Annotated in this window: 18 protein-coding genes; 14 read left to right on the top strand and 4 right to left on the bottom strand. The window is 64.1% G+C overall.

Annotation, left to right across the window (positions count from 1 at the left end):
• Positions 1-102 precede the first annotated feature (102 nt).
• The 3 genes from MJ8_RS09820 (at position 103) to MJ8_RS09830 (ending at position 4,903) form a co-directional block, all read left to right on the top strand.
• Positions 103-879: a TlyA family RNA methyltransferase gene (locus MJ8_RS09820; protein WP_201414191.1), complete on the top strand. Its 777-nt coding sequence runs from the start codon at positions 103-105 to the stop codon at positions 877-879.
• Complete coding sequence (locus MJ8_RS09825; protein ID WP_201415379.1) at positions 876-2,117, top strand: class I SAM-dependent RNA methyltransferase; 1,242 nt, start codon at positions 876-878, stop codon at positions 2,115-2,117. The genes MJ8_RS09820 and MJ8_RS09825 overlap by 4 nt, the downstream gene beginning before the upstream one ends.
• Positions 2,118-2,275: 158 nt before the next feature.
• Entirely contained in the window at positions 2,276-4,903 is a 2,628-nt protein-coding gene (locus MJ8_RS09830; protein ID WP_201414192.1) for a caspase family protein, read from the top strand.
• A gap of 139 nt (positions 4,904-5,042) precedes the next feature.
• Here the strand turns inward: MJ8_RS09830 and MJ8_RS09835 are convergent, their stop codons facing one another.
• The 4 genes from MJ8_RS09835 to MJ8_RS09850 form a co-directional block, all read right to left on the bottom strand.
• Positions 5,043-5,714 carry a transglutaminase-like cysteine peptidase gene (locus MJ8_RS09835; protein ID WP_201414193.1) on the bottom strand — a complete coding sequence of 224 codons (672 nt, stop codon included), beginning with the start codon at positions 5,712-5,714 and terminating at the stop codon, positions 5,043-5,045.
• 245 nt (positions 5,715-5,959) lie between these two features.
• Entirely contained in the window at positions 5,960-7,372 is a 1,413-nt protein-coding gene (gene tldD / locus MJ8_RS09840; protein WP_201414194.1) for a metalloprotease TldD, read from the bottom strand.
• A gap of 166 nt (positions 7,373-7,538) precedes the next feature.
• Positions 7,539-8,006 carry a YbjN domain-containing protein gene (locus MJ8_RS09845; protein WP_201414195.1) on the bottom strand — a complete coding sequence of 156 codons (468 nt, stop codon included), beginning with the start codon at positions 8,004-8,006 and terminating at the stop codon, positions 7,539-7,541.
• A 72-nt stretch (positions 8,007-8,078) separates the two neighbouring features.
• Positions 8,079-8,618 (bottom strand): invasion associated locus B family protein, encoded by a 540-nt coding sequence (locus tag MJ8_RS09850; protein ID WP_201414196.1) that lies wholly within the window; start codon positions 8,616-8,618, stop codon positions 8,079-8,081.
• A gap of 328 nt (positions 8,619-8,946) precedes the next feature.
• On the opposite strand from MJ8_RS09850, the gene coxB reads away from it, so the two are divergent.
• The 11 genes from coxB (at position 8,947) to rnhA (ending at position 18,041) form a co-directional block, all read left to right on the top strand.
• Entirely contained in the window at positions 8,947-9,831 is an 885-nt protein-coding gene (gene coxB / locus MJ8_RS09855; protein ID WP_201414197.1) for a cytochrome c oxidase subunit II, read from the top strand.
• A gap of 38 nt (positions 9,832-9,869) precedes the next feature.
• A complete protein-coding gene (gene ctaD, locus MJ8_RS09860) occupies positions 9,870-11,519 on the top strand; it encodes a cytochrome c oxidase subunit I (protein ID WP_201414198.1) in 1,650 nt (549 codons plus the stop codon).
• 75 nt (positions 11,520-11,594) lie between these two features.
• The gene (locus MJ8_RS09865) at positions 11,595-12,539 is read left to right on the top strand and encodes a heme o synthase (RefSeq protein ID WP_201414199.1); all 945 of its coding nucleotides are present in this window, start codon (positions 11,595-11,597) and stop codon (positions 12,537-12,539) included.
• Positions 12,536-12,727: a hypothetical protein gene (locus tag MJ8_RS09870; RefSeq protein ID WP_201414200.1), complete on the top strand. Its 192-nt coding sequence runs from the start codon at positions 12,536-12,538 to the stop codon at positions 12,725-12,727. The genes MJ8_RS09865 and MJ8_RS09870 overlap by 4 nt, the downstream gene beginning before the upstream one ends.
• Complete coding sequence (locus MJ8_RS09875) at positions 12,727-13,356, top strand: cytochrome c oxidase assembly protein (RefSeq protein WP_201414201.1); 630 nt, start codon at positions 12,727-12,729, stop codon at positions 13,354-13,356. Before MJ8_RS09870 ends, MJ8_RS09875 begins: the two co-directional genes overlap by 1 nt.
• A 1-nt stretch (position 13,357) precedes the next feature.
• Positions 13,358-14,239, top strand: a complete 882-nt coding sequence (locus MJ8_RS09880; RefSeq protein ID WP_201414202.1) for a cytochrome c oxidase subunit 3 — start codon at positions 13,358-13,360, stop codon at positions 14,237-14,239.
• Positions 14,240-14,322: 83 nt separating this feature from the next.
• Positions 14,323-14,709 (top strand): DUF983 domain-containing protein, encoded by a 387-nt coding sequence (locus MJ8_RS09885; RefSeq protein WP_201414203.1) that lies wholly within the window; start codon positions 14,323-14,325, stop codon positions 14,707-14,709.
• Positions 14,706-15,461 (top strand): SURF1 family protein, encoded by a 756-nt coding sequence (locus tag MJ8_RS09890; RefSeq protein ID WP_201414204.1) that lies wholly within the window; start codon positions 14,706-14,708, stop codon positions 15,459-15,461. Before MJ8_RS09885 ends, MJ8_RS09890 begins: the two co-directional genes overlap by 4 nt.
• A gap of 76 nt (positions 15,462-15,537) precedes the next feature.
• Positions 15,538-16,542, top strand: a complete 1,005-nt coding sequence (gene ispH / locus MJ8_RS09895) for a 4-hydroxy-3-methylbut-2-enyl diphosphate reductase (protein ID WP_201414205.1) — start codon at positions 15,538-15,540, stop codon at positions 16,540-16,542.
• 6 nt (positions 16,543-16,548) lie between these two features.
• Positions 16,549-17,511: a homoserine kinase gene (locus tag MJ8_RS09900; RefSeq protein WP_201414206.1), complete on the top strand. Its 963-nt coding sequence runs from the start codon at positions 16,549-16,551 to the stop codon at positions 17,509-17,511.
• Positions 17,508-18,041 (top strand): ribonuclease HI, encoded by a 534-nt coding sequence (gene rnhA / locus MJ8_RS09905; protein WP_201414207.1) that lies wholly within the window; start codon positions 17,508-17,510, stop codon positions 18,039-18,041. The genes MJ8_RS09900 and rnhA overlap by 4 nt, the downstream gene beginning before the upstream one ends.
• The last annotated feature ends 5 nt before the right edge of the window (positions 18,042-18,046 follow it).

An 18,046-nucleotide genomic window follows, 5' to 3' on the forward strand; every position in this document is an offset into this window, starting at 1 on the left:
TACCTCCTCCACCGACCGGCATGCTCCAGTCGGCATTCTGCAGCCTCTTGCGTCATATTCAAACCCATTGCGTTCGCGCCCGGCTTTCGCCAATGAAGGCCGATGGGTTCCCCTTTGCCATCAAGCCAGCGCCAGCGGCTCGACGAATTGCTCGTCGGGCGCGGTCTGTTCGCCAGCCGCTCGCGCGCCCGCGACGCGATCGAGCGCGGCACCGTGACGGTCGACGGCGCGATTGCCCGTAAGCCCGGCCAGCCCGTTGGGCCGGACTGCGTTGTCGCTATCGACGATCCGGCGCAAGCCTATGTGTCGCGCGCGGCCCTGAAACTGATCGCCGGCCTCGATCGTTTCGGCCTCGATCCTTCCGGCAGCGAGGCGCTCGATATCGGCGCCTCGACCGGCGGCTTCACTCAGGTGCTGCTGAAACGCGGCGCGGCGCATGTCACGGCGATCGATGTCGGCCACGCCCAGATGCATCCCGAGATTGCCGGCGACCCGCGCGTAACGGTGATCGAGGGACTGAACGCCCGCGATCTGAAGGCCGCCGATCTCGGCGGCCGCGTTCCCGGTTTCCTGGTTTGCGACGTCTCCTTCATCTCGCTGAAGCTGGCGCTGCCGCCGGCGCTGGACTTGGCGGGCGAGGGCGCCAAGGCAATCCTTCTGGTCAAGCCGCAATTCGAGGCCGGACGCGAGGCGATCGGCAAGGGCGGCCTGCTCAAGGATCCGGGCGATGCCGAGCGCATTGCCGGGAATTTGCGCGATTGGCTTGCCGACATTTCCGGCTGGCGCGTGCTGGGACTCCACCCGTCGCCGATCGAAGGGGGCGACGGCAACCGCGAGTTCCTGCTTGCCGGCATCAAGGACGCAGGACCATGGCGATGAGCACACGCTTCACCATCGCGAGGCTCGGCTCGCAGGGCGACGGCATTGCCAATGCGGAGGGCGAGGAGGTGTTTGTCCCGTTCACGCTGCCGGGCGAAACGGTCACGGCCGCGCGACAGAAGGATCGCGCCTCGCTAATGTCGGTGCTGGAAGCCTCGTCGCTCAGGATCGATCCGGCCTGCCGCCATTTCACCGAATGTGGCGGCTGCGCGCTGCAGCATTTCGAAGCCGAAGCCTACCGGCAATGGAAGCGCGAGAGGGTCGTGCAGGCACTGAAGGCCAAGGGCATCGCTTGCGAGGTCGCTGCGCTGGTGCCCTGCGCGCCGCACACCCGCCGCCGCGTCACTTTCAGCGCCAGGCGCACCGAGGCCGGCATGCTGCTCGGCTTCGTGCGCGCGCTATCCTCAGAGATCATCCCGATCGAGGAATGCCCGATCTCGCTGCCGGCGATCGTCTTGGCGCTCGATAAATTGCGCGCCCTCGCCGGACTGGTCTGCGCCACGCCGAAGGCGTTTCACATGACGGTGACCGTCACCGCGTCGGGCCTCGACATCGCCGTCCATGATGCCGGTAAGCTTGGCGACCAGCAGCGGCGCATCGCGTCGAATTTCGTCATGGCCGAAGGTCTGGCCAGGCTTTCCGTCGATGGTGAGATCGTCGTCGAGCCGAAGAAGCCGGTGGTTCAGTTCGGACCGGTCGCCGTCGCGGTGCCGCCCGGCGCTTTCCTGCAGGCGACGGAAACCGCCGAGCAGACGATGGCGGGCCTCGTCGGCCAGCATCTGTCGCGCGCCAAGAAGGTCGCCGACCTGTTCGCCGGCTGCGGCAGCTTCGCGCTTCGGCTGGCGGCGAAGTCGGAGGTCCATGCCGTCGAAGGCGATGCGCCGGCGCTTGCCGCGCTCGACCGTGCCTACCGCTTCGCCAGTGGCCTGAAGCGGGTGGCCAGCGAACGCCGTGACCTGTTCCGCCGGCCGCTGACCTTCAAGGAGTTGAACACCTTCGACGGGCTGGTCTTCGATCCGCCGCGCGCCGGCGCCGAGGACCAATCCAAGCAGATCGCCCGCTCCGACGTGCCGCTGGTCGCCGCCGTCTCCTGCAATCCGGTGACGCTCGCGCGTGATCTGCGGATCCTGATCGATGGCGGCTATGCGCTGAAGAGTGTCACGCCGATCGACCAGTTCCTGTGGTCGCCCCATGTCGAGGCCGTGGCGCTACTGGAAAAGCCGAGAAGACGGCGATAGCTCGCGGCCGGGGCTCGCGTGAAAACTGTGAAGCCTCCGATGAAATTGCGCCCTAAAGCCGCCTTTTTGCAGGGTCTTAATTCCGCTGGTAGGGAAAAATTCCTGCCTCTCCGGCGTTATCGCGCTGGGCGAAGGGCGGACAAGGATTGCGGATTGCAATGCGCTCGCTTCGGAAAGTCATCGGTCTTGTCGTCATTCTCATCGCGTTCGCCGTCGCGTCCACGACCGGCGCTCTTGCCCAACAGCAGAAACGTCTCGCATTCGTCATCGGCAACGCCGCCTATCCGTCGGATGCGCTTGCCACCTCCGCGAATGACGCCGGCCTGATTGCGCAGACCCTGCAGGCAGCGGGATTCGATGTGGTCGGCGCACGTGATGTCGACCAGGAATCCTTGCGTGGCGCGCTGCGCGATTTCCTTGGAAAGGTTTCCGCCGCCGGTCCGGACGCGACCGTTTTCGTGTACCTTGCCGGCCGCGGCGTGCAGTTCGAAGGTGAGAACTATTTCCTGCCGGTCGACGCCCAGATCGCCAATCCGGCCGACGTGCCGCTGCAGGCCTTGCGGCTCTCCGACATCACCAGGTCTCTGGCGGGACTGCCGGCGAAGGTCAATATCGTCGTCCTCGACGCGGCGCGGCCGAGTGCCCTCCCGAAAATGAGCCAGCCGCTGGCCAGCGGTCTCGCGCTGGTCGACCCCGACCCCAACATGCTGATTGCGTTCAACACGGCGCCCGGAACGGTTGCGCCGGAAGGCAAAGGCCCATACGGCGCCTATGCTCAGGCACTTGCCGAGATGATACGCGAAGCCGGCTTGTCGCTTGACGAGGTTTTCGACCGCACGCGGCTACGTGTGAACGAGGTGACGCAAGGCGCCGAAGTCCCGTGGGACGCCTCGAAGATCAGCGCGCCTTTCGTCTTCTTCGAACGCGCGCCGGACGCGCCGCCGCCGAAGGTGTCCGAGGCCGAATCCCGGGCCAACCGGACCAGAGCGATCCGCGATTTCAATGCGCATGACGCCTATGTCGCGGCACTCGATCGCGATACCATGGGCGGTTATGAGGATTTCCTCGTCGCCTATCCGCACGATCCGATGGCCAAGCGCGTGCGCGCCATCATCGCGGCGCGGCGCGAGGCGATCACCTGGCGCGAAACGTGGCTGCGGGATACGCCGGAGGCTTATTGGTCTTACCTGGAGCGCTATCCGCATGGGCTGCATGCCTGGGACGCGCGCCGCCGGCTCGAGCATTTCGACGCCGAGCTCGAGCCGCCGCCGAGCTTCTCCGTCATCGTCTATGACGTGCCGCCGCCTCCGCCGGAGGAAATCGTCTATGTCGACCGTCCGGTGCTCTATTTCGACGATCCCGATTTCGATTTCGAGCCGCCGCCCCCGGTCGACGTGATCTTCCTGCCGCCGCCCCCGCCGGATTTTGTCGTGCTGCCGCCGCCCCCGCCGCCGGTCGATGTTTACGTCCTGCCGACGCCGGTCTTTGTCCCCGTGCCGGTCTGGGTCAGGCCGCCGCGTGACATCGTGCCGCCGCCGAACGACATCATCTTCAACAACATTCACAACACGACCGTCATCAACAACGTCAACAACACGACGATCAACAACGAGCCGGCCAATCAGGCCGGGCAGCCAAACGCCAATGCACCGGGTGGCCTCACCACCGGTCAGAAGATGGCGGTTGGCGCGGGCGCCGCCCTGGCGGCCAAGGTGGCGCTGCCGCCGTTGCTGCAGAAAAGGGCAGTGTTGTTCAAGCAAAATCAGGGCGGCCAGCCGCTGAAGCCCGGCCAGGCTGCAACGCAGGCCCAGCAGCCGGGCGCGGCCGCGCAACCGCTGAAGCCCGGCCAAGCTGTCACGCAGGGCCAGCAGCCGGGCACGACGCCGCAGGCGAGGACGATGGGCAAGCTCTCGACCGATCACGCCTTGCCGGGAGCTGACGGCAAGGCGCTGCCGCTCGTCAACGGCAAGCCGGCGCTCAACGGCCAGAATGCGCCCAACAGGAAGGTGCCGGGCAAGCAAGGCACGGCGAGTGGCAACCAGCAGGCTACCGGGAATGCCGGCGCCCCCGTTACGGGCAGCGGCCAACAGAACGGAGTTGTCGACAATCAGGGCAAGAAGGGCAAGTTCCGGAAGCTGCCGACCGTCAACAGCGCGCCGGGCGAGAAAGGGCAGAACGCCCAGCAGAGGTTCGGGAAGAACAACCCAAATGCGTTGTCCGGCCAGAACGAAGGCAGGCCGAGGAAGCTGACCCGCAAGGATCTGTCGGCAGGCCAGACGGCTGTCGGCCCGAGCGATCAAGGCTCGGTCAATGGAAGCGATAGAGGTAAGAAGCTCCGCAAGCTTCCGACGGTCAACGGGGCGCCGGCCGAGAATCGGCCGAGCGTGCAGGAGCGGCTCAGGAGAAACAATCCGAGTGTTTTCTCCGATCAGAATCAAGAGTCCGCCAATGAAAACAGGAAGCTCCGCAGGCTGCCGAACGGCGAAGAAGGTTCTGCCGGCGCGGGCACCGACCTCCAGCGCAAATTCAAGCAGGAAAGGCCGAACGTGCAGGTGCTCAGGCCGCAAAGGCCAGAGTTCCAGGCGCAGCCAAAGCCTCGGATGCAAGAGAGACGCCTGCAGCAGTTGAGGCCTGAGCCTCAGATGCAAGAAAGACGCTTGCAGCAGCCGCGGCTTCAGCCTCAGATACAGGAACGGCGCCTGCCGCAGCAGCCCAAGGAGCAACCGCCGCAGGGAAACAAGAAGCCGACCTGCGGGCGTCCTGGCGAGCCGCCCTGCCAGCAGTAGGCTCGTAGCAGGCCGGGACGGCAGCTCTTCGTTGATGGGCCGGCCTTCCTGGCCCATCAGTCCGGGGATCAAGCGACTACGGCCCGTGGCGCGCCGATCCGCCTGAGGCGGGCCGAGCGGGCGAGCAGGCAATGTCAGTTTACGAGCTTGGAGACAGCCGTTTCGCCGTGCCGCCGCGCTGGTTGAGCGAAACCCAGACATTCGGGTTCTGCTGCGACTGTCGTTTCAGGAAATAATAGCCGGTGGCGTTCCACGGCCGGATTTCGTCGACGAGATTGTCCAGCACGAGATCGCCCTTGTCGGTCTTCACGGTCAGGATCGTGTGGCCCTCGTTGTGCAGGTCGCGCACCACCGTCATCAGCAGCGCCTGCCGGGGAAATCCCGCTTCCTGGAGAAGCTTGCGCTTGTAGAGAGCGTAGATCTTGCAATCGCCCTTGCCGTCCGTCGGATAGTCCCAATGGTCCATCATCGTGCCCCAGTGATCGTAGTTGCTGACGGGCGTGATGGAGCGGTTCGCCTTCTGGTTTATCCGCTTGAGGATGCTCATGTTCTGCGCGGTCAGCTTGACGCTCGCGGCGGGCAGGGGGGGCACCTTGCACTCCTTCGGCCGGCGATGACAGAAATCGAGCCAGCCATACGGCACGCTGGTGCTGGCGCCGACGGTGGCGGAACTGGCAGATTGCGCCGCCATTCGCTTGAACCATGTCGACTGGGCCGCCGCGGCAGGGCCTGCCTGCAACGACGTCGCACCAATCAACGAAACGAAACCAAGAAGGAAAGAAGAGGTCAGGACGCCAGGGGAACGCTGCATTTTGCCGACACCACCGCAACGAGAAGACTGGCGGCAGGCTAATGCGCAAACGTCCGCCCCGCCAATTAAACAATTAATAATGTCCTAACACGATTGTGTTCACTTCAAGGTGGGGGGTGCACTCAAACCGGAATCAACCGCTTGGCGCGCGCGGGATGATTGCTGGTCAGGCAGCGACCGATAGCGTTTGTATAAATCGGCAGCAGCACCTTACCTGTGTAAGAACGAAGGTATCGGGCCAGGGTTCAAACCCTGGTGCCGCCCACCGTCATCTGGTTCATCCTGAGATGCGGCTGGCCGACGCCGACCGGCACGCCCTGCCCGGCCTTGCCGCACATGCCGATGCCATTGTCGAGCTGCATGTCGTTGCCGACCATGCTGACGCGGTGCATGGCATCCGGCCCGTTGCCGATCAGCATCGCGCCCTTGATCGGCTGCGTCACCTTGCCGTTCTCGATCATGTAGGCCTCGGTGCAGCCGAACACGAATTTGCCCGAGGTGATGTCGACCTGGCCGCCGCCGAAGGAGACCGCGTAGATGCCGTTCTTGACCGAGGCGATGATCTCTTCCGGCTGCATATCGCCCGCGGTCATGTAGGTATTGGTCATGCGCGGCATCGGCTGGTGCGCATAGCCTTCGCGGCGGCCGTTGCCGGTCGCCTTCATGCCCATCAGCCGGGCGTTCTGGCGATCCTGCATATAGCCGACCAGTTTGCCGTCCTCGATCAGCACATTGCGCGCCGAAGGCGTCCCTTCGTCGTCGACGGTGAGCGAGCCGCGCCGCTCGGGGATGGTGCCGTCATCGACGACGGTGACGCCCTTGGCCGCCACTTGGCTACCCATCAGGCCGGCGAAGGCCGACGTCTTCTTGCGGTTGAAGTCTCCTTCGAGCCCATGGCCGACCGCCTCGTGCAGCATCACCCCCGGCCAGCCGCTGGACAGCACGATGTCGAACGTGCCCGCCGGCGCCGGAACCGCTTCCAGGTTGACCAGCGCCTGCCGCAGCGCCTCGCCTGCCGCGTGCTTCCAGCTTTCCTCGCTGACGAACTCGCCGAAGCTCTTGCGGCCGCCCATGCCGTAGGAGCCACTCTCCTGCCGGTCGCCGCTGCCGACCACGACCGAGACGTTGATGCGGACCAGCGGGCGGATGTCGCGCACGATCTGGCCGTCGCCGCGCACGATCTCGACATGCTGCCAGGAGGCTGCGAGCGAGGCCGTCACCTGGCGAACACGCGGATCCTTGGCCCGCAGCCAGCCGTCGATCTCCTGCAACAGCTTGGCCTTGGCCTCGAAGGACGGGGAGGGGATGGGGTTCTCGTCACCATAGAGATGGCGGTTGGTGCGCGCGGGTGCCCCGGCCAATGTGCCGGAATAGCCGCCCTTGACCGCCGAGACGGCATCGGCCGCGCGCAGCAGCGAGGCTTCGGAAAGATCGCTCGAATGCGCGTAGCCGCTGGCTTCCCCGGCCACGGCGCGCAGGCCGAACCCCTGGTCGGTGTTGAAATTGGCCGTCTTCAGCCGGCCGTTGTCGAACATCAGCGCTTCGCTTTCGCTGTACTCAAGGAACAGCTCGCCGTCGTCGGCGCCCTTGATGGTGTCGGCGACGATCTCTTTGACGCGATCGTCGGAAATGTCGAATTGGCCGATCAGGCTGTTCATGGCAGATCCATTCGTGGAAACAAAATCGTTCTAGAGCATGATGCCGAAAAGTGTGTAGCGGTTTTCGGACGACATCATGCTCTATCTCCCTGGTTCTAGGGGATGTAGGCGCGAAGCCGCCGTCGCACAATCGCCAACCTGGATGAAGCCGGTTATTGCGTCGCCGTCACCCGCCGCTCAGGAAGTTCTTGATGTTGCCGGTCATCGCATCCCAATTGGAAAACTGTTCCTGGAGATTGGCTTTGGTGATGCCGCCGGCGAAAGAGACGTCCATCTTGAAATTCGAGCCGTCGCCCGAATAGGCCTTCACCCAGCGGTATTTTGCGTTCCAGGCATTGGCCTGCTCGGCGGTCAGCGGGTCGGTGTAGCCGGTCGAGAATTGCAGCGACTTGCAGTTCTCGTGGTCTTCGCAGCCATAGAAGTAGATCACGTATCTGACGCCCTCGATCCGCCCGGAAATCATCGGATCGCCATTGTCGTCCCTGCCCATCCTGGCCGAGCCGAAACCTTTGGCGATATCGAGGATGGCCGCCGGCTCGGGCTTCTGGAGGATTTCATCATCCTCGGCCCGCGCGGCCGAAACCGCGGCGACCAGCACCAGACCGGTGAGGGAAGCGGGGAAATTCGCGCGCATTGAACCTCCTGGCCGCCAAACGCGCATTCGCCACCAGGCCTCGGCGTCAGGGGCGGCGCATGGGCAAGAAGATCAAGGTAGGGCGGCGAAACCTTCCGCAAAGCCCTTGAGGTCGACGGGGATGCCGATGCCTTCCTCGGGTGTCTGGAAGACGATGAACGTGGCCGAGGTGCCGCTCTTCAACGTGTCGAGCAGCGGCTTTTCGAGGATCACCTCCGCGTAGCAGCCGTCCTGGAAGCAGCGCACGAAATAGGCGCGGCCGATATCCTTGCCGTCGACATTGAGGCCGAGTCCGTTGGGAAGCAGCACGCCGAGCGGCGCCAGCACGCGCAGGATCTCGGCCTTGTTGTCGGCCGTGCGCAGCACCACGACCGAAAGGCCCATCTCGGGACGGTCCTCGGCGACGACGTTCTGCATCATCACGCATTGTTCGGAGGTCGCGCCCGCCGGCGTGTCGCAGATGATCGACCACGCGCCATGCGTCGACTTCACCGTGCCGCTCGGCGGCGTGGCATTGTTCGGCTGGGCGGCGGCGCCAACGGCTATGCCGACGCCGAGCAAGGCAAGGGCAAGAACGACCTTCGCCAAGGTTCTCGAAAGCCAGGAAGTCATGACGGCTCCATTGCGAATCACGGCACTTTAAGCTGCGCCGGGGCCAAGTAAAGGACGAGACCGTCGCTGGCCCGCCCCGATACCGGCAATTACGTGCTTTTCCAAAGCAAATTCGCCCTAATTGCGACCATTGCGCATGGAGCGCGCCAGGGGCTGAAGACCGCCTTCGGCCTGCGCGCAAAAATGCCGCACGGTTTCCTCCGCTCCTTTCTTGCGGAGGGAAATAGAGTATGGTTTGAACCACCCTAGGGACAGACCGGGATTCCCAATCCCGGCAGCGTCCGTTATTGGTGCGACCAGATCGCGGGAAGCGGGAGACGAGAGGGCGATGAGGAAATTCCTGGCAAGCGCTGAATTCTTGGCAGGTGCGGCAGCTTCGGCCGTGCTCTTCTCCAGTGCGGCGGCCCGTGCCGACCAGCCGCGGGAATGGGAGGTGAGCTTCCAGGCGCCGGCGACCGACATGATGCGGCAGATCGAGCGGTTCGGGAACTACACCATGTGGTTCATCGTCCCGATCACCATCCTCGTGCTGCTGCTTCTGCTGGTCTGCATCGTCAGGTTCCGCGCCAGCGCCAACCCGGTGCCGTCCAAGACCAGCCACAACACGCTGATCGAGGTGATCTGGACCGTCGGCCCGGTGATCGTGCTTCTGCTCATCGCCATTCCCTCCTTCCAGCTGCTCACCGCGCAATACACCCCGCCGGAAGAAGCCAAGCTCACCGTCAAGGCGACCGGTAACCAGTGGAACTGGGATTACGAATACCAGGTCGACAAGACCTTCTCCTTCAACTCGGCGGTTCTCCAGGATGCCGACCGCGCCAAGGCCGGCAAGGAAGATCGCGCCCTCTATCCGCGCCTGCTGGCGGTCGACAACGAGCTGGTCGTGCCGGTCAACACCATGACCCGCGTGCTGATCACGGCGACCGACGTCATCCACTCTTTCGCCGTGCCGTCCTTCGGCATCAAGATGGACGCCGTGCCCGGCCGCACCAACGAGACCTGGTTCAAGGCGGAGAAGGAAGGCCTCTATTACGGCCAGTGCTCGCAGCTCTGCGGCAAGGACCATGCCTTCATGCCGATCGCAGTCCGTGTCGTGTCCGACGCGCAGTTCAAGACCTGGCTGGAGACGGCCAAGACCGACGTGCCTGCCGCCAACAAGGCGCTGATGGCCGAGATCGATGGTACCAACAAGGTAGCGGCCGCCGGCAACTGATGTCGCGGGTTAGCAAGATTTAGGGAACGGAGCGGAACATGGCAGAGGCTGCAGCTCACGATCACGGCGACCACAGGCCGCATGGCTGGGTCCGCTGGGTCTACTCGACCAACCACAAGGACATCGGCACGCTTTACCTGATCTTCGCGATCATGGCCGGCATCGTGGGGGGCGCGCTCTCGGTTGCCATCCGCATGGAGCTGCAGGAGCCTGGCATCCAGATCTTCAGCGGCCTGGCACAGATGGTCTACGGCATGCAGGGCGACGCCGCCATCGACGGCGGCAAGAGCATGTACAACGCCTTCGGCGCCGCGCATGGCCTGATCATGATCTTCTTCATGGTCATGCCTGCGCTCATCGGCGGTTTCGCCAACTGGATGGTGCCGATCATGATCGGCGCGCCGGACATGGCCTTCCCGCGCATGAACAACATCTCCTTCTGGCTGCTGCCGCCAGCTTTTATTCTGCTGCTGTCCTCGATGTTCGTTCCGAGCGCGCCCGGTGCCTTCGGCGTCGGCGGCGGCTGGACGATCTATCCGCCGCTTTCGACCTCCGGTCAGCCGGGCCCGGCGATGGATCTCGCGATCCTGTCGATCCACATCGCCGGCGCATCGTCGATCCTCGGCGCCATCAACTTCATCACCACCATCTTCAACATGCGCGCTCCCGGCATGACGCTGCACAAGATGCCGCTGTTTGCCTGGGCCGTGCTGATCACCGCTTTCCTGCTCCTGCTCTCGCTGCCGGTCCTGGCGGGCGCCATCACCATGCTGCTCACCGACCGCAATTTCGGCACCGCCTTCTTCGTGCCGGACCAGGGCGGTGATCCGATCCTCTTCCAGCATCTGTTCTGGTTCTTCGGCCACCCCGAAGTGTACATCCTGATCCTGCCGGGCTTCGGCATCATCAGCCATATAGTCTCGACCTTCTCGAAGAAGCCGGTGTTCGGCTATCTCGGCATGGCCTACGCCATGGTCGCGATCGGCGCCGTCGGCTTCATCGTCTGGGCGCACCACATGTACACGACCGGCCTGTCGCTCGACACGCAGCGTTACTTCGTGTTCGCCACCATGGTCATCGCGGTGCCGACGGGCGTGAAGATCTTCTCCTGGATCGCCACCATGTGGGGCGGCTCGATCTCCTTCAAGCCGCCGATGCTGTGGGCGCTGGGCTTCATCTTCCTGTTCACCATCGGTGGCGTCACCGGCGTCCAGCTGGCCAATGCCGGCCTCGACCGTTCGCTGCACGACACCTATTTCGTGATCGCCCACTTCCACTACGTGCTGTCGCTCGGCGCCGTGTTCGCCATCTTCGCCGGCTGGTACTACTGGTTCCCGAAGATGACCGGCTACATGTACTCGCCGGTGATCGCCAACACCCATTTCTGGGTCACCTTCGTCGGCGTCAACCTGATCTTCTTCCCGCAGCACTTCCTCGGCCTCGCCGGCATGCCGCGCCGCACGGTCGACTATCCGGACGCGTTCGCCGGCTGGAACATGATCTCGTCCTACGGCTCCTACATCGCGGCCGTCGGCGTTGCGATCTTCCTTTACGGCGTGTTCGAGGCTTTCCAGAAGAAGCGCGTCGCGGGCGCCAATCCGTGGGGCGAGGGTGCCACCACGCTCGAATGGCAGCTGCCTTCGCCGCCGCCGTTCCACCAGTGGGAACAGCTGCCGAAGATCAAGTAAGCAGCGTCCCGACGCATACGAGGCCGCCGGCATGCCCGGCGGTCTTGGCCAACGGAATGATGGACTTAAGTACGCATGGCCCTTGCCGAAGACAGATTGACGGAGGAAGCGGGCTTTCGCATGTCGGAAGCGACCGCGGGCGACTTCTTCGCCCTCCTGAAGCCGCGAGTCATGTCGCTGGTGGTCTTCACGGCCTTTGTCGGTCTGGTCGCGGCGCCAACCGCCATCAATCCGCTGATAGCGCTGGTCGCCATCCTGGCGATCGCCATCGGGGCCGGCGCCTCGGGCGCGCTCAACATGTGGTATGACGCCGATATCGACGCCGTGATGACCAGGACCGCCGGCCGCCCGGTTCCCGCCGGCCGCGTCGCGCCGGGCGAGGCGCTGAGCTTCGGCCTCGTGCTCTCCGTGCTGTCGGTGATGACGCTGGGTGTCTTGGTCAACTGGCTGTCGGCCTCGCTGCTTGCCTTCACCATCTTCTTCTACGCCGTCGTCTACACCATGTGGCTGAAGCGCTGGACGCCGCAGAACATCGTCATCGGCGGCGCCGCCGGAGCCATTCCGCCGGTGATCGGCTGGGCCGCGGTGACTGGTTCGGTCAGCCTCGAAAGCGTGATCCTGTTCCTGATCATCTTCCTGTGGACGCCACCGCATTTCTGGGCGCTGGCTCTCTTCAAGTCCGACGACTACGCCCGCGCCGGCATCCCGATGATGCCGAATGTGGCTGGCCATGCCTCGACCCGTCGGCAGATATTCACCTATGCGCTGATCCTGGCGCCGGTCGGCGTGCTGCCCTGGGCGCTCGGCTATACCACGGCCGGTTATGGCGTCGTTTCCGCGGTGCTGGGCCTCGGTTTCGTCTGGTATGCCTGGAAGGTGCTCGCCATGGCCGATGACGACCGCGCGATGAAACCTGCCAAGGCGCTGTTTGCCTATTCGCTGCTCTATCTCTTCGCCATTTTCGCCGCCTATCTCGTCGATTGCGTCGTCGGGCGCGCGCTCATGATGGGGGGAGTATGATCGTGGCCGATAAGAACCTCGAACTGGTCACGTTGACCGAGCGCCAGCAGAAGGCGCGCCGCAGCCGTTCCGCGGCCATAGGTCTCGCCTTGGCCGCCTTGGTCATCATCTTCTACGTCGTCACCATCGTGCGCTTCGGCCATCATGGCGCGAGCCTCACCGGCTCCGGCCTGCTGGGAGGCGGCTGATGAGCGGCGAGAGTGCCAAGCACCGCAACAAGGTCAACAACGGCGTCGTTGCTGCCGTCTGCCTCGCCTTCTTCACCGGCATGGTCGGCATGGCCTATGCGGCGGTGCCGCTCTACAAGATGTTCTGCCAGGTCACCGGCTACGGTGGCACCACGCAACGCGCCGAAAAGCAATATGCCGGCCGTGTGCTCGACCGCGACATCACTGTCCGCTTCGACGCCAACACCAACGGCATTCCATGGCAATTCGAGCCCGTCGCCCGTTCCGTGACGATCAAGATCGGCGAGACGGCCCAGGCGCATTACAGCGCCACCAACAGTTTCGACCGTCCCATCACCGGCCGCGCTTCGTTCAACGTGCAGCCCGAAATGGCCGGCGGCTATTTCAACAAGGTGGAGTGCTTCTGCTTCACCGATACGACGCTGAAGCCCGGCGAGACGCTGGACATGCCGGTCGTGTTCTATGTCGATCCAGACATCGTCAATGTGCCGGAACTCAAGGACTTGAAGACGATCACCCTGTCCTACACGATGTTTCCGGTCGAAAAGAAACAGCCGGTCGCCTCCTCGGCGCCGGCCGCTGGCAACAGCAGCAAAGTTCCAGATTCCGAAGCAAGCCTCGGGGGTTGATATGGCAGACGCGCACGCAAAACCACAACACGACTACCATCTCGTCAACCCGAGCCCCTGGCCCTTCCTGGGTTCGGTGGGCGCGCTGGTCACCGCGATCGGCGGCGTCTGCCTGATGCAGTATCTGAAGGGCGGTAACTTCCCGGTCTTCGGACACAACATCGCCAATCCGTGGCTGTTCTTCATCGGCATGATCATCGTGCTGTACACGATGTTCGCCTGGTGGTCGGACACCATCAAGGAAGCGCATGAAGGCTATCACACGCGCGTCGTGTCGCTGCATCTGCGCTACGGCATGATCATGTTCATCGCCTCCGAGGTGATGTTCTTCGTCGCCTGGTTCTGGGCCTTCTTCGACGCCAGTCTCTTCCCCGGTGAGGCGAACCAGTATGCCCGCACCGCCTTCACCGGCGGCGTCTGGCCGCCGAAGGGCCTGGAGGTCCTCGATCCGTTCCATCTGCCGCTCTACAACACCATCATCCTGCTTCTGTCGGGCACGACGGTCACCTGGGCGCACCATGCGCTGCTGCATGGCGACCGCAAGGGCTTGATCAACGGCCTGGTGCTGACCGTCGGCCTCGGCATGCTGTTCACCATGGTGCAGGCCTACGAGTACATGCACGCTCCGTTCGGCTTCCGGGATTCGATCTACGGCGCCACCTTCTTCATGGCGACCGGCTTCCACGGTTTCCATGTCATCATCGGCACCATCTTCCTGCTGGTCTGCCTGGTGCGCGCGATGCGCGGCGACTTCACGCCGAAGCAGCATTTCGGCTTCGAGGCGGCGGCCTGGTACTGGCACTTCGTCGACGTGGTCTGGCTGTTCCTGTTCAGCGCCATCTATGTCTGGGCCTCGAGCGGCGCGCTGATCGAAGGCCATTGAACTGAAGGCCTTCGAAATCCAACGGGCGGCTGCGGCGACGTGGCCGCCTTATTTTTTGGAGCGAAAGGGTCTAGGGTGCGGACATGAACGAAGACAAGGCGATCTGGCCGCCCATCGATCCGATCTCGGCCGGCCTGCATGGCCGCTGCCCGCGCTGCGGCGAAGGCAAGCTGTTCTCCGGTTTCCTTACCGTCGGCAAGCGCTGCTACAATTGCGGGCTCGACTATTCCTTCGCCGATGCCGGAGACGGACCGGCGGTCTTCGTCATCCTGATCATCGGCTTCATCGTCGTCGGCCTGGCGCTGTGGATGGAGGTGACGCTCAGCCCGCCGCTCTGGCTGCACTTCCTTTTGTGGATACCGCTGGCGCTGGTGCTTTGCCTGACGGCGCTGCGCCTCATCAAGGGCGTGCTGATCACCTTGCAATATTCCAAGAAGGCCGCTGAAGGCAGGCTGGAATCCAACAAATGAACGAGACGAACAGTCTGGCTGCCGGCCGTTCGCGGCAGCGCTCGGCGTTGCTCCTCGGTCTCGGCCTCGTCTTGTTCACCGTCCTGATCGGGCTCGGCACCTGGCAGGTCCAGCGCCTGCATTGGAAGGAAGACCTGCTCGCGACCATCGACAAGCGCGTCCATTCCGCACCGTTGCCGCTGGCCGATGTCGAGAGGGAGTTCGCCGCTTCCCATGACGTCGACTACACCCCGGTGACGGTGACCGGCACTTTCCTGCACCAGGGCGAACGGCACTTCTTTTCCACCTGGCAAGGCGACAGCGGCTTCAACGTCTACACGCCCCTGCAGCTCGAGGACGGCCGCTTCGTGCTCGTCAACCGCGGCTTCGTTCCCTACGACCTCAAGGATCCGGCCAAGCGACAACAAGGCGAAATTGCCGGCAAGGTGACGGTGACCGGCCTCGCCCGCAATCCGCTGCCCGCAAAGCCGTCGATGATGCTTCCCGACAACGACGTCGCCAAGAACATCTTCTATTGGAAGGACCGCGACGTCATGGCGGCGACCGCCGGCCTGCCGCCCGGTTTCGTCCTGGTGCCGTTCTTCATCGATGCCGACAAGACGCCGAATCCCGGCGGCCTGCCGGTCGGTGGCGTCACCATCATCGACCTGCCGAACAACCACTTGCAATATGCCGTAACCTGGTATGGGCTGGCTGCCGCCCTTGCGGCCGTGCTGATCCTGAGGTTGCGCCGCCCCGCGAAAGAGCCGTGAGCGCCGCCGCTCTTGACAGGGCAGGGGTGCGCACCTCATTTCGCGTCCAGCCCTACGACTTAACCGGCCAGAATTCATGATTGAGAAAAAGCCACCGCTGACGATCAGGCTCTGCCAGCCGCGCGGCTTCTGCGCCGGCGTCGACCGCGCCATCCAGATCGTCGTGCTGGCGCTGAAGAAATACGGGGCGCCGGTCTATGTCCGCCACGAGATCGTGCACAACCGCTATGTCGTGGAAGGGCTGCAGAGCCTCGGCGCCGTGTTCATCGAGGAACTTTCCGAAATTCCGCCGGAGCATCGGCAGTCGCCGGTGGTCTTTTCCGCGCATGGCGTGCCGAAATCGGTTCCGGCGGACGCTGAGGCGCGCAATCTCTTCTATCTCGACGCCACCTGCCCGCTCGTCTCCAAGGTGCACAAGCAGGCGATGCGCCACCAGCGGCTCGGCCGCCATGTGCTTTTGATCGGCCATGCCGGTCACCCGGAAGTGATCGGCACGATGGGGCAGTTGCCAGAAGGCGCCGTGACGCTGATCGAGACCGAGGCCGACGCCGCGCGCTTCGAGCCAGTCGACGCTTCCGCGCTGGGCTTCGTCACCCAGACGACCTTGTCGGTCGAGGACACCGCCGGCATCATCCGGGCGCTCCAGGAGCGGTTTCCGCAACTGCATGCGCCGGCCGCCGAATCGATCTGCTACGCCACCACCAATCGCCAGGAAGCGGTGAAGGAGACTGCGGTCGGGGCCGATCTCTTCCTCGTCGTCGGCGCTCCCAATTCGTCCAACTCGCGCCGCCTTGTCGAAGTGGCGGAGCGTGCGGGTGCGACGATGTCGCTTCTCGTGCAGCGCGCCGCCGAAATTCCGTGGGATGAGATCGCCGGGATCAGGACGCTTGGTCTGTCGGCCGGCGCCTCGGCGCCGGAGATCATCGTCGACGAGATCATCGACGCCTTCCGGCAGCGCTTCGACGTCACCATCGATCTGGCCGTCACGGCCACTGAAACGGAGGATTTCCCGGTGATGCGGGTGCTGCGCGATGTCGAACTGACGGCGGCCGACATGGCCTTCGTCAACGGAGCGGCGTGAAACCGCATGGCCGTCTACACCGACGTCAACGAAGGCGAGCTGACCGCGTTCCTCAAAGCCTATCCGGTGGGAGAACTGCTCTCTTACAAGGGCATCGCCGAAGGCACCGAGAATTCCAACTTCCTGGTCCACGCCTCGACCGGCTCCTACATCCTGACCCTCTACGAGAAGCGCGTCGACAAGGCCGACCTGCCGTTCTTTCTCGGCCTGATGGGCCATCTCGCCAGGAAGGGCATTTCCTGCCCGCTGCCGGTGACCGCGCATGACGGCACCGTCATCGGCACGCTGGCCGGCCGTCCGGCCGTCATCATCACCTTCCTCGAGGGCCTGTCGCTCAGGCGGCCGACCGCCGCGCACTGCGCAGAGGTCGGCAAGGCGCTCGCCGGCCTCCATCTTGCCGGCCAGGATTTTCAGATGCGAAGGCCGAACGCGCTGGCGATCGACGGCTGGCGCAAGCTCTGGGCCGCTTCGCGCGACCGCGCCGACGAGGTCGAGCCGGGCTTGGCGGCCGAGGTCGATGCCGATTTCAGGGATTTCGAGCGCAGCTGGCCTGCCGGCCTGCCGCAGGGCATCATCCACGCCGACCTGTTCCCGGACAATGTCTTCTTCCTCGGCGAGAAGCTGTCGGGGCTGATCGACTTCTACTTCGCCTGCGACGATCTCTACGCCTACGATGTCGCCACCTGCCTCAACGCCTGGTGCTTCGAGAAGGATTTTTCCTTCAACCTGACCAAGGGAGCGGCGCTCCTTTCCGGCTACCAGTCGGTGCGGCCGCTCTCAGGCGACGAGAAGGCGGCGCTGCCGACGCTGGCGCGCGGCTCGGCGCTGCGCTTCATGCTCACGAGGCTCTATGACTGGCTGACCATTCCGGATGGCGGGCTGGTGATGAAGCGCGACCCGACCGAATATATCCGCCGCATGCGCTTCCACCGCGCCATCAAGTCGCCATCCGAATACGGGCTGACATGAACAAAAAGGTAGAGATTTTCACCGACGGCGCCTGCTCGGGCAATCCCGGGCCGGGCGGCTGGGGCGCGGTGCTGCGCTACAACGGCGTCACCAAGGAACTGTCCGGCGGCGAGGCCGAGACCACCAACAACCGCATGGAACTGCTCGCCGCCATCACGGCGCTCAACGCGCTGAAGGAGCCTTGCGCGGTCGACCTTTATACCGACAGCAAATACGTCATGGACGGCATCTCCAAATGGATTCATGGCTGGAAGAAGAACGGCTGGAAGACCGGCGACAAGAAGCCGGTGAAAAATGGCGAGCTCTGGCAGGCGCTCGACGAGGCCAACCGGCGCCACAAGGTCACCTGGTACTGGGTGAAGGGCCATGCCGGCCACCCGGAGAACGAACGCGCCGACGAACTGGCCCGGCAAGGCATGGCGCCGTTCAAGCCGAAGCTGGCAAGGCCCGCGCCGCTTGCGGAGGCCTCAACGCAGAAAGGCGCTCCGGCAAGAAAGCCTGCGCCCAGACGGTCGACCCAAAGTTATTGAGAGTT

The sequence above is a fragment of the Mesorhizobium sp. J8 genome, assembly GCF_016591715.1.
Taxonomy (GTDB): domain Bacteria; phylum Pseudomonadota; class Alphaproteobacteria; order Rhizobiales; family Rhizobiaceae; genus Mesorhizobium.

Bases quoted from the DNA above. Each gene is read 5' to 3' on its own strand.
- MJ8_RS09820 (WP_201414191.1), top strand. From the start codon at position 103: ATGGGTTCCCCTTTGCCATCAAGCCAGCGCCAGCGGCTCGACGAATTG.
- MJ8_RS09825 (WP_201415379.1), top strand. From the start codon at position 876: ATGAGCACACGCTTCACCATCGCGAGGCTCGGCTCGCAGGGCGACGGC.
- MJ8_RS09830 (WP_201414192.1), top strand. From the start codon at position 2,276: ATGCGCTCGCTTCGGAAAGTCATCGGTCTTGTCGTCATTCTCATCGCG.
- MJ8_RS09835 (WP_201414193.1), bottom strand. From the start codon at position 5,714: ATGCAGCGTTCCCCTGGCGTCCTGACCTCTTCTTTCCTTCTTGGTTTC.
- tldD (WP_201414194.1), bottom strand. From the start codon at position 7,372: ATGAACAGCCTGATCGGCCAATTCGACATTTCCGACGATCGCGTCAAA.
- MJ8_RS09845 (WP_201414195.1), bottom strand. From the start codon at position 8,006: ATGCGCGCGAATTTCCCCGCTTCCCTCACCGGTCTGGTGCTGGTCGCC.
- MJ8_RS09850 (WP_201414196.1), bottom strand. From the start codon at position 8,618: ATGACTTCCTGGCTTTCGAGAACCTTGGCGAAGGTCGTTCTTGCCCTT.
- coxB (WP_201414197.1), top strand. From the start codon at position 8,947: ATGAGGAAATTCCTGGCAAGCGCTGAATTCTTGGCAGGTGCGGCAGCT.
- ctaD (WP_201414198.1), top strand. From the start codon at position 9,870: ATGGCAGAGGCTGCAGCTCACGATCACGGCGACCACAGGCCGCATGGC.
- MJ8_RS09865 (WP_201414199.1), top strand. From the start codon at position 11,595: ATGGCCCTTGCCGAAGACAGATTGACGGAGGAAGCGGGCTTTCGCATG.
- MJ8_RS09870 (WP_201414200.1), top strand. From the start codon at position 12,536: ATGATCGTGGCCGATAAGAACCTCGAACTGGTCACGTTGACCGAGCGC.
- MJ8_RS09875 (WP_201414201.1), top strand. From the start codon at position 12,727: ATGAGCGGCGAGAGTGCCAAGCACCGCAACAAGGTCAACAACGGCGTC.
- MJ8_RS09880 (WP_201414202.1), top strand. From the start codon at position 13,358: ATGGCAGACGCGCACGCAAAACCACAACACGACTACCATCTCGTCAAC.
- MJ8_RS09885 (WP_201414203.1), top strand. From the start codon at position 14,323: ATGAACGAAGACAAGGCGATCTGGCCGCCCATCGATCCGATCTCGGCC.
- MJ8_RS09890 (WP_201414204.1), top strand. From the start codon at position 14,706: ATGAACGAGACGAACAGTCTGGCTGCCGGCCGTTCGCGGCAGCGCTCG.
- ispH (WP_201414205.1), top strand. From the start codon at position 15,538: ATGATTGAGAAAAAGCCACCGCTGACGATCAGGCTCTGCCAGCCGCGC.
- MJ8_RS09900 (WP_201414206.1), top strand. From the start codon at position 16,549: ATGGCCGTCTACACCGACGTCAACGAAGGCGAGCTGACCGCGTTCCTC.
- rnhA (WP_201414207.1), top strand. From the start codon at position 17,508: ATGAACAAAAAGGTAGAGATTTTCACCGACGGCGCCTGCTCGGGCAAT.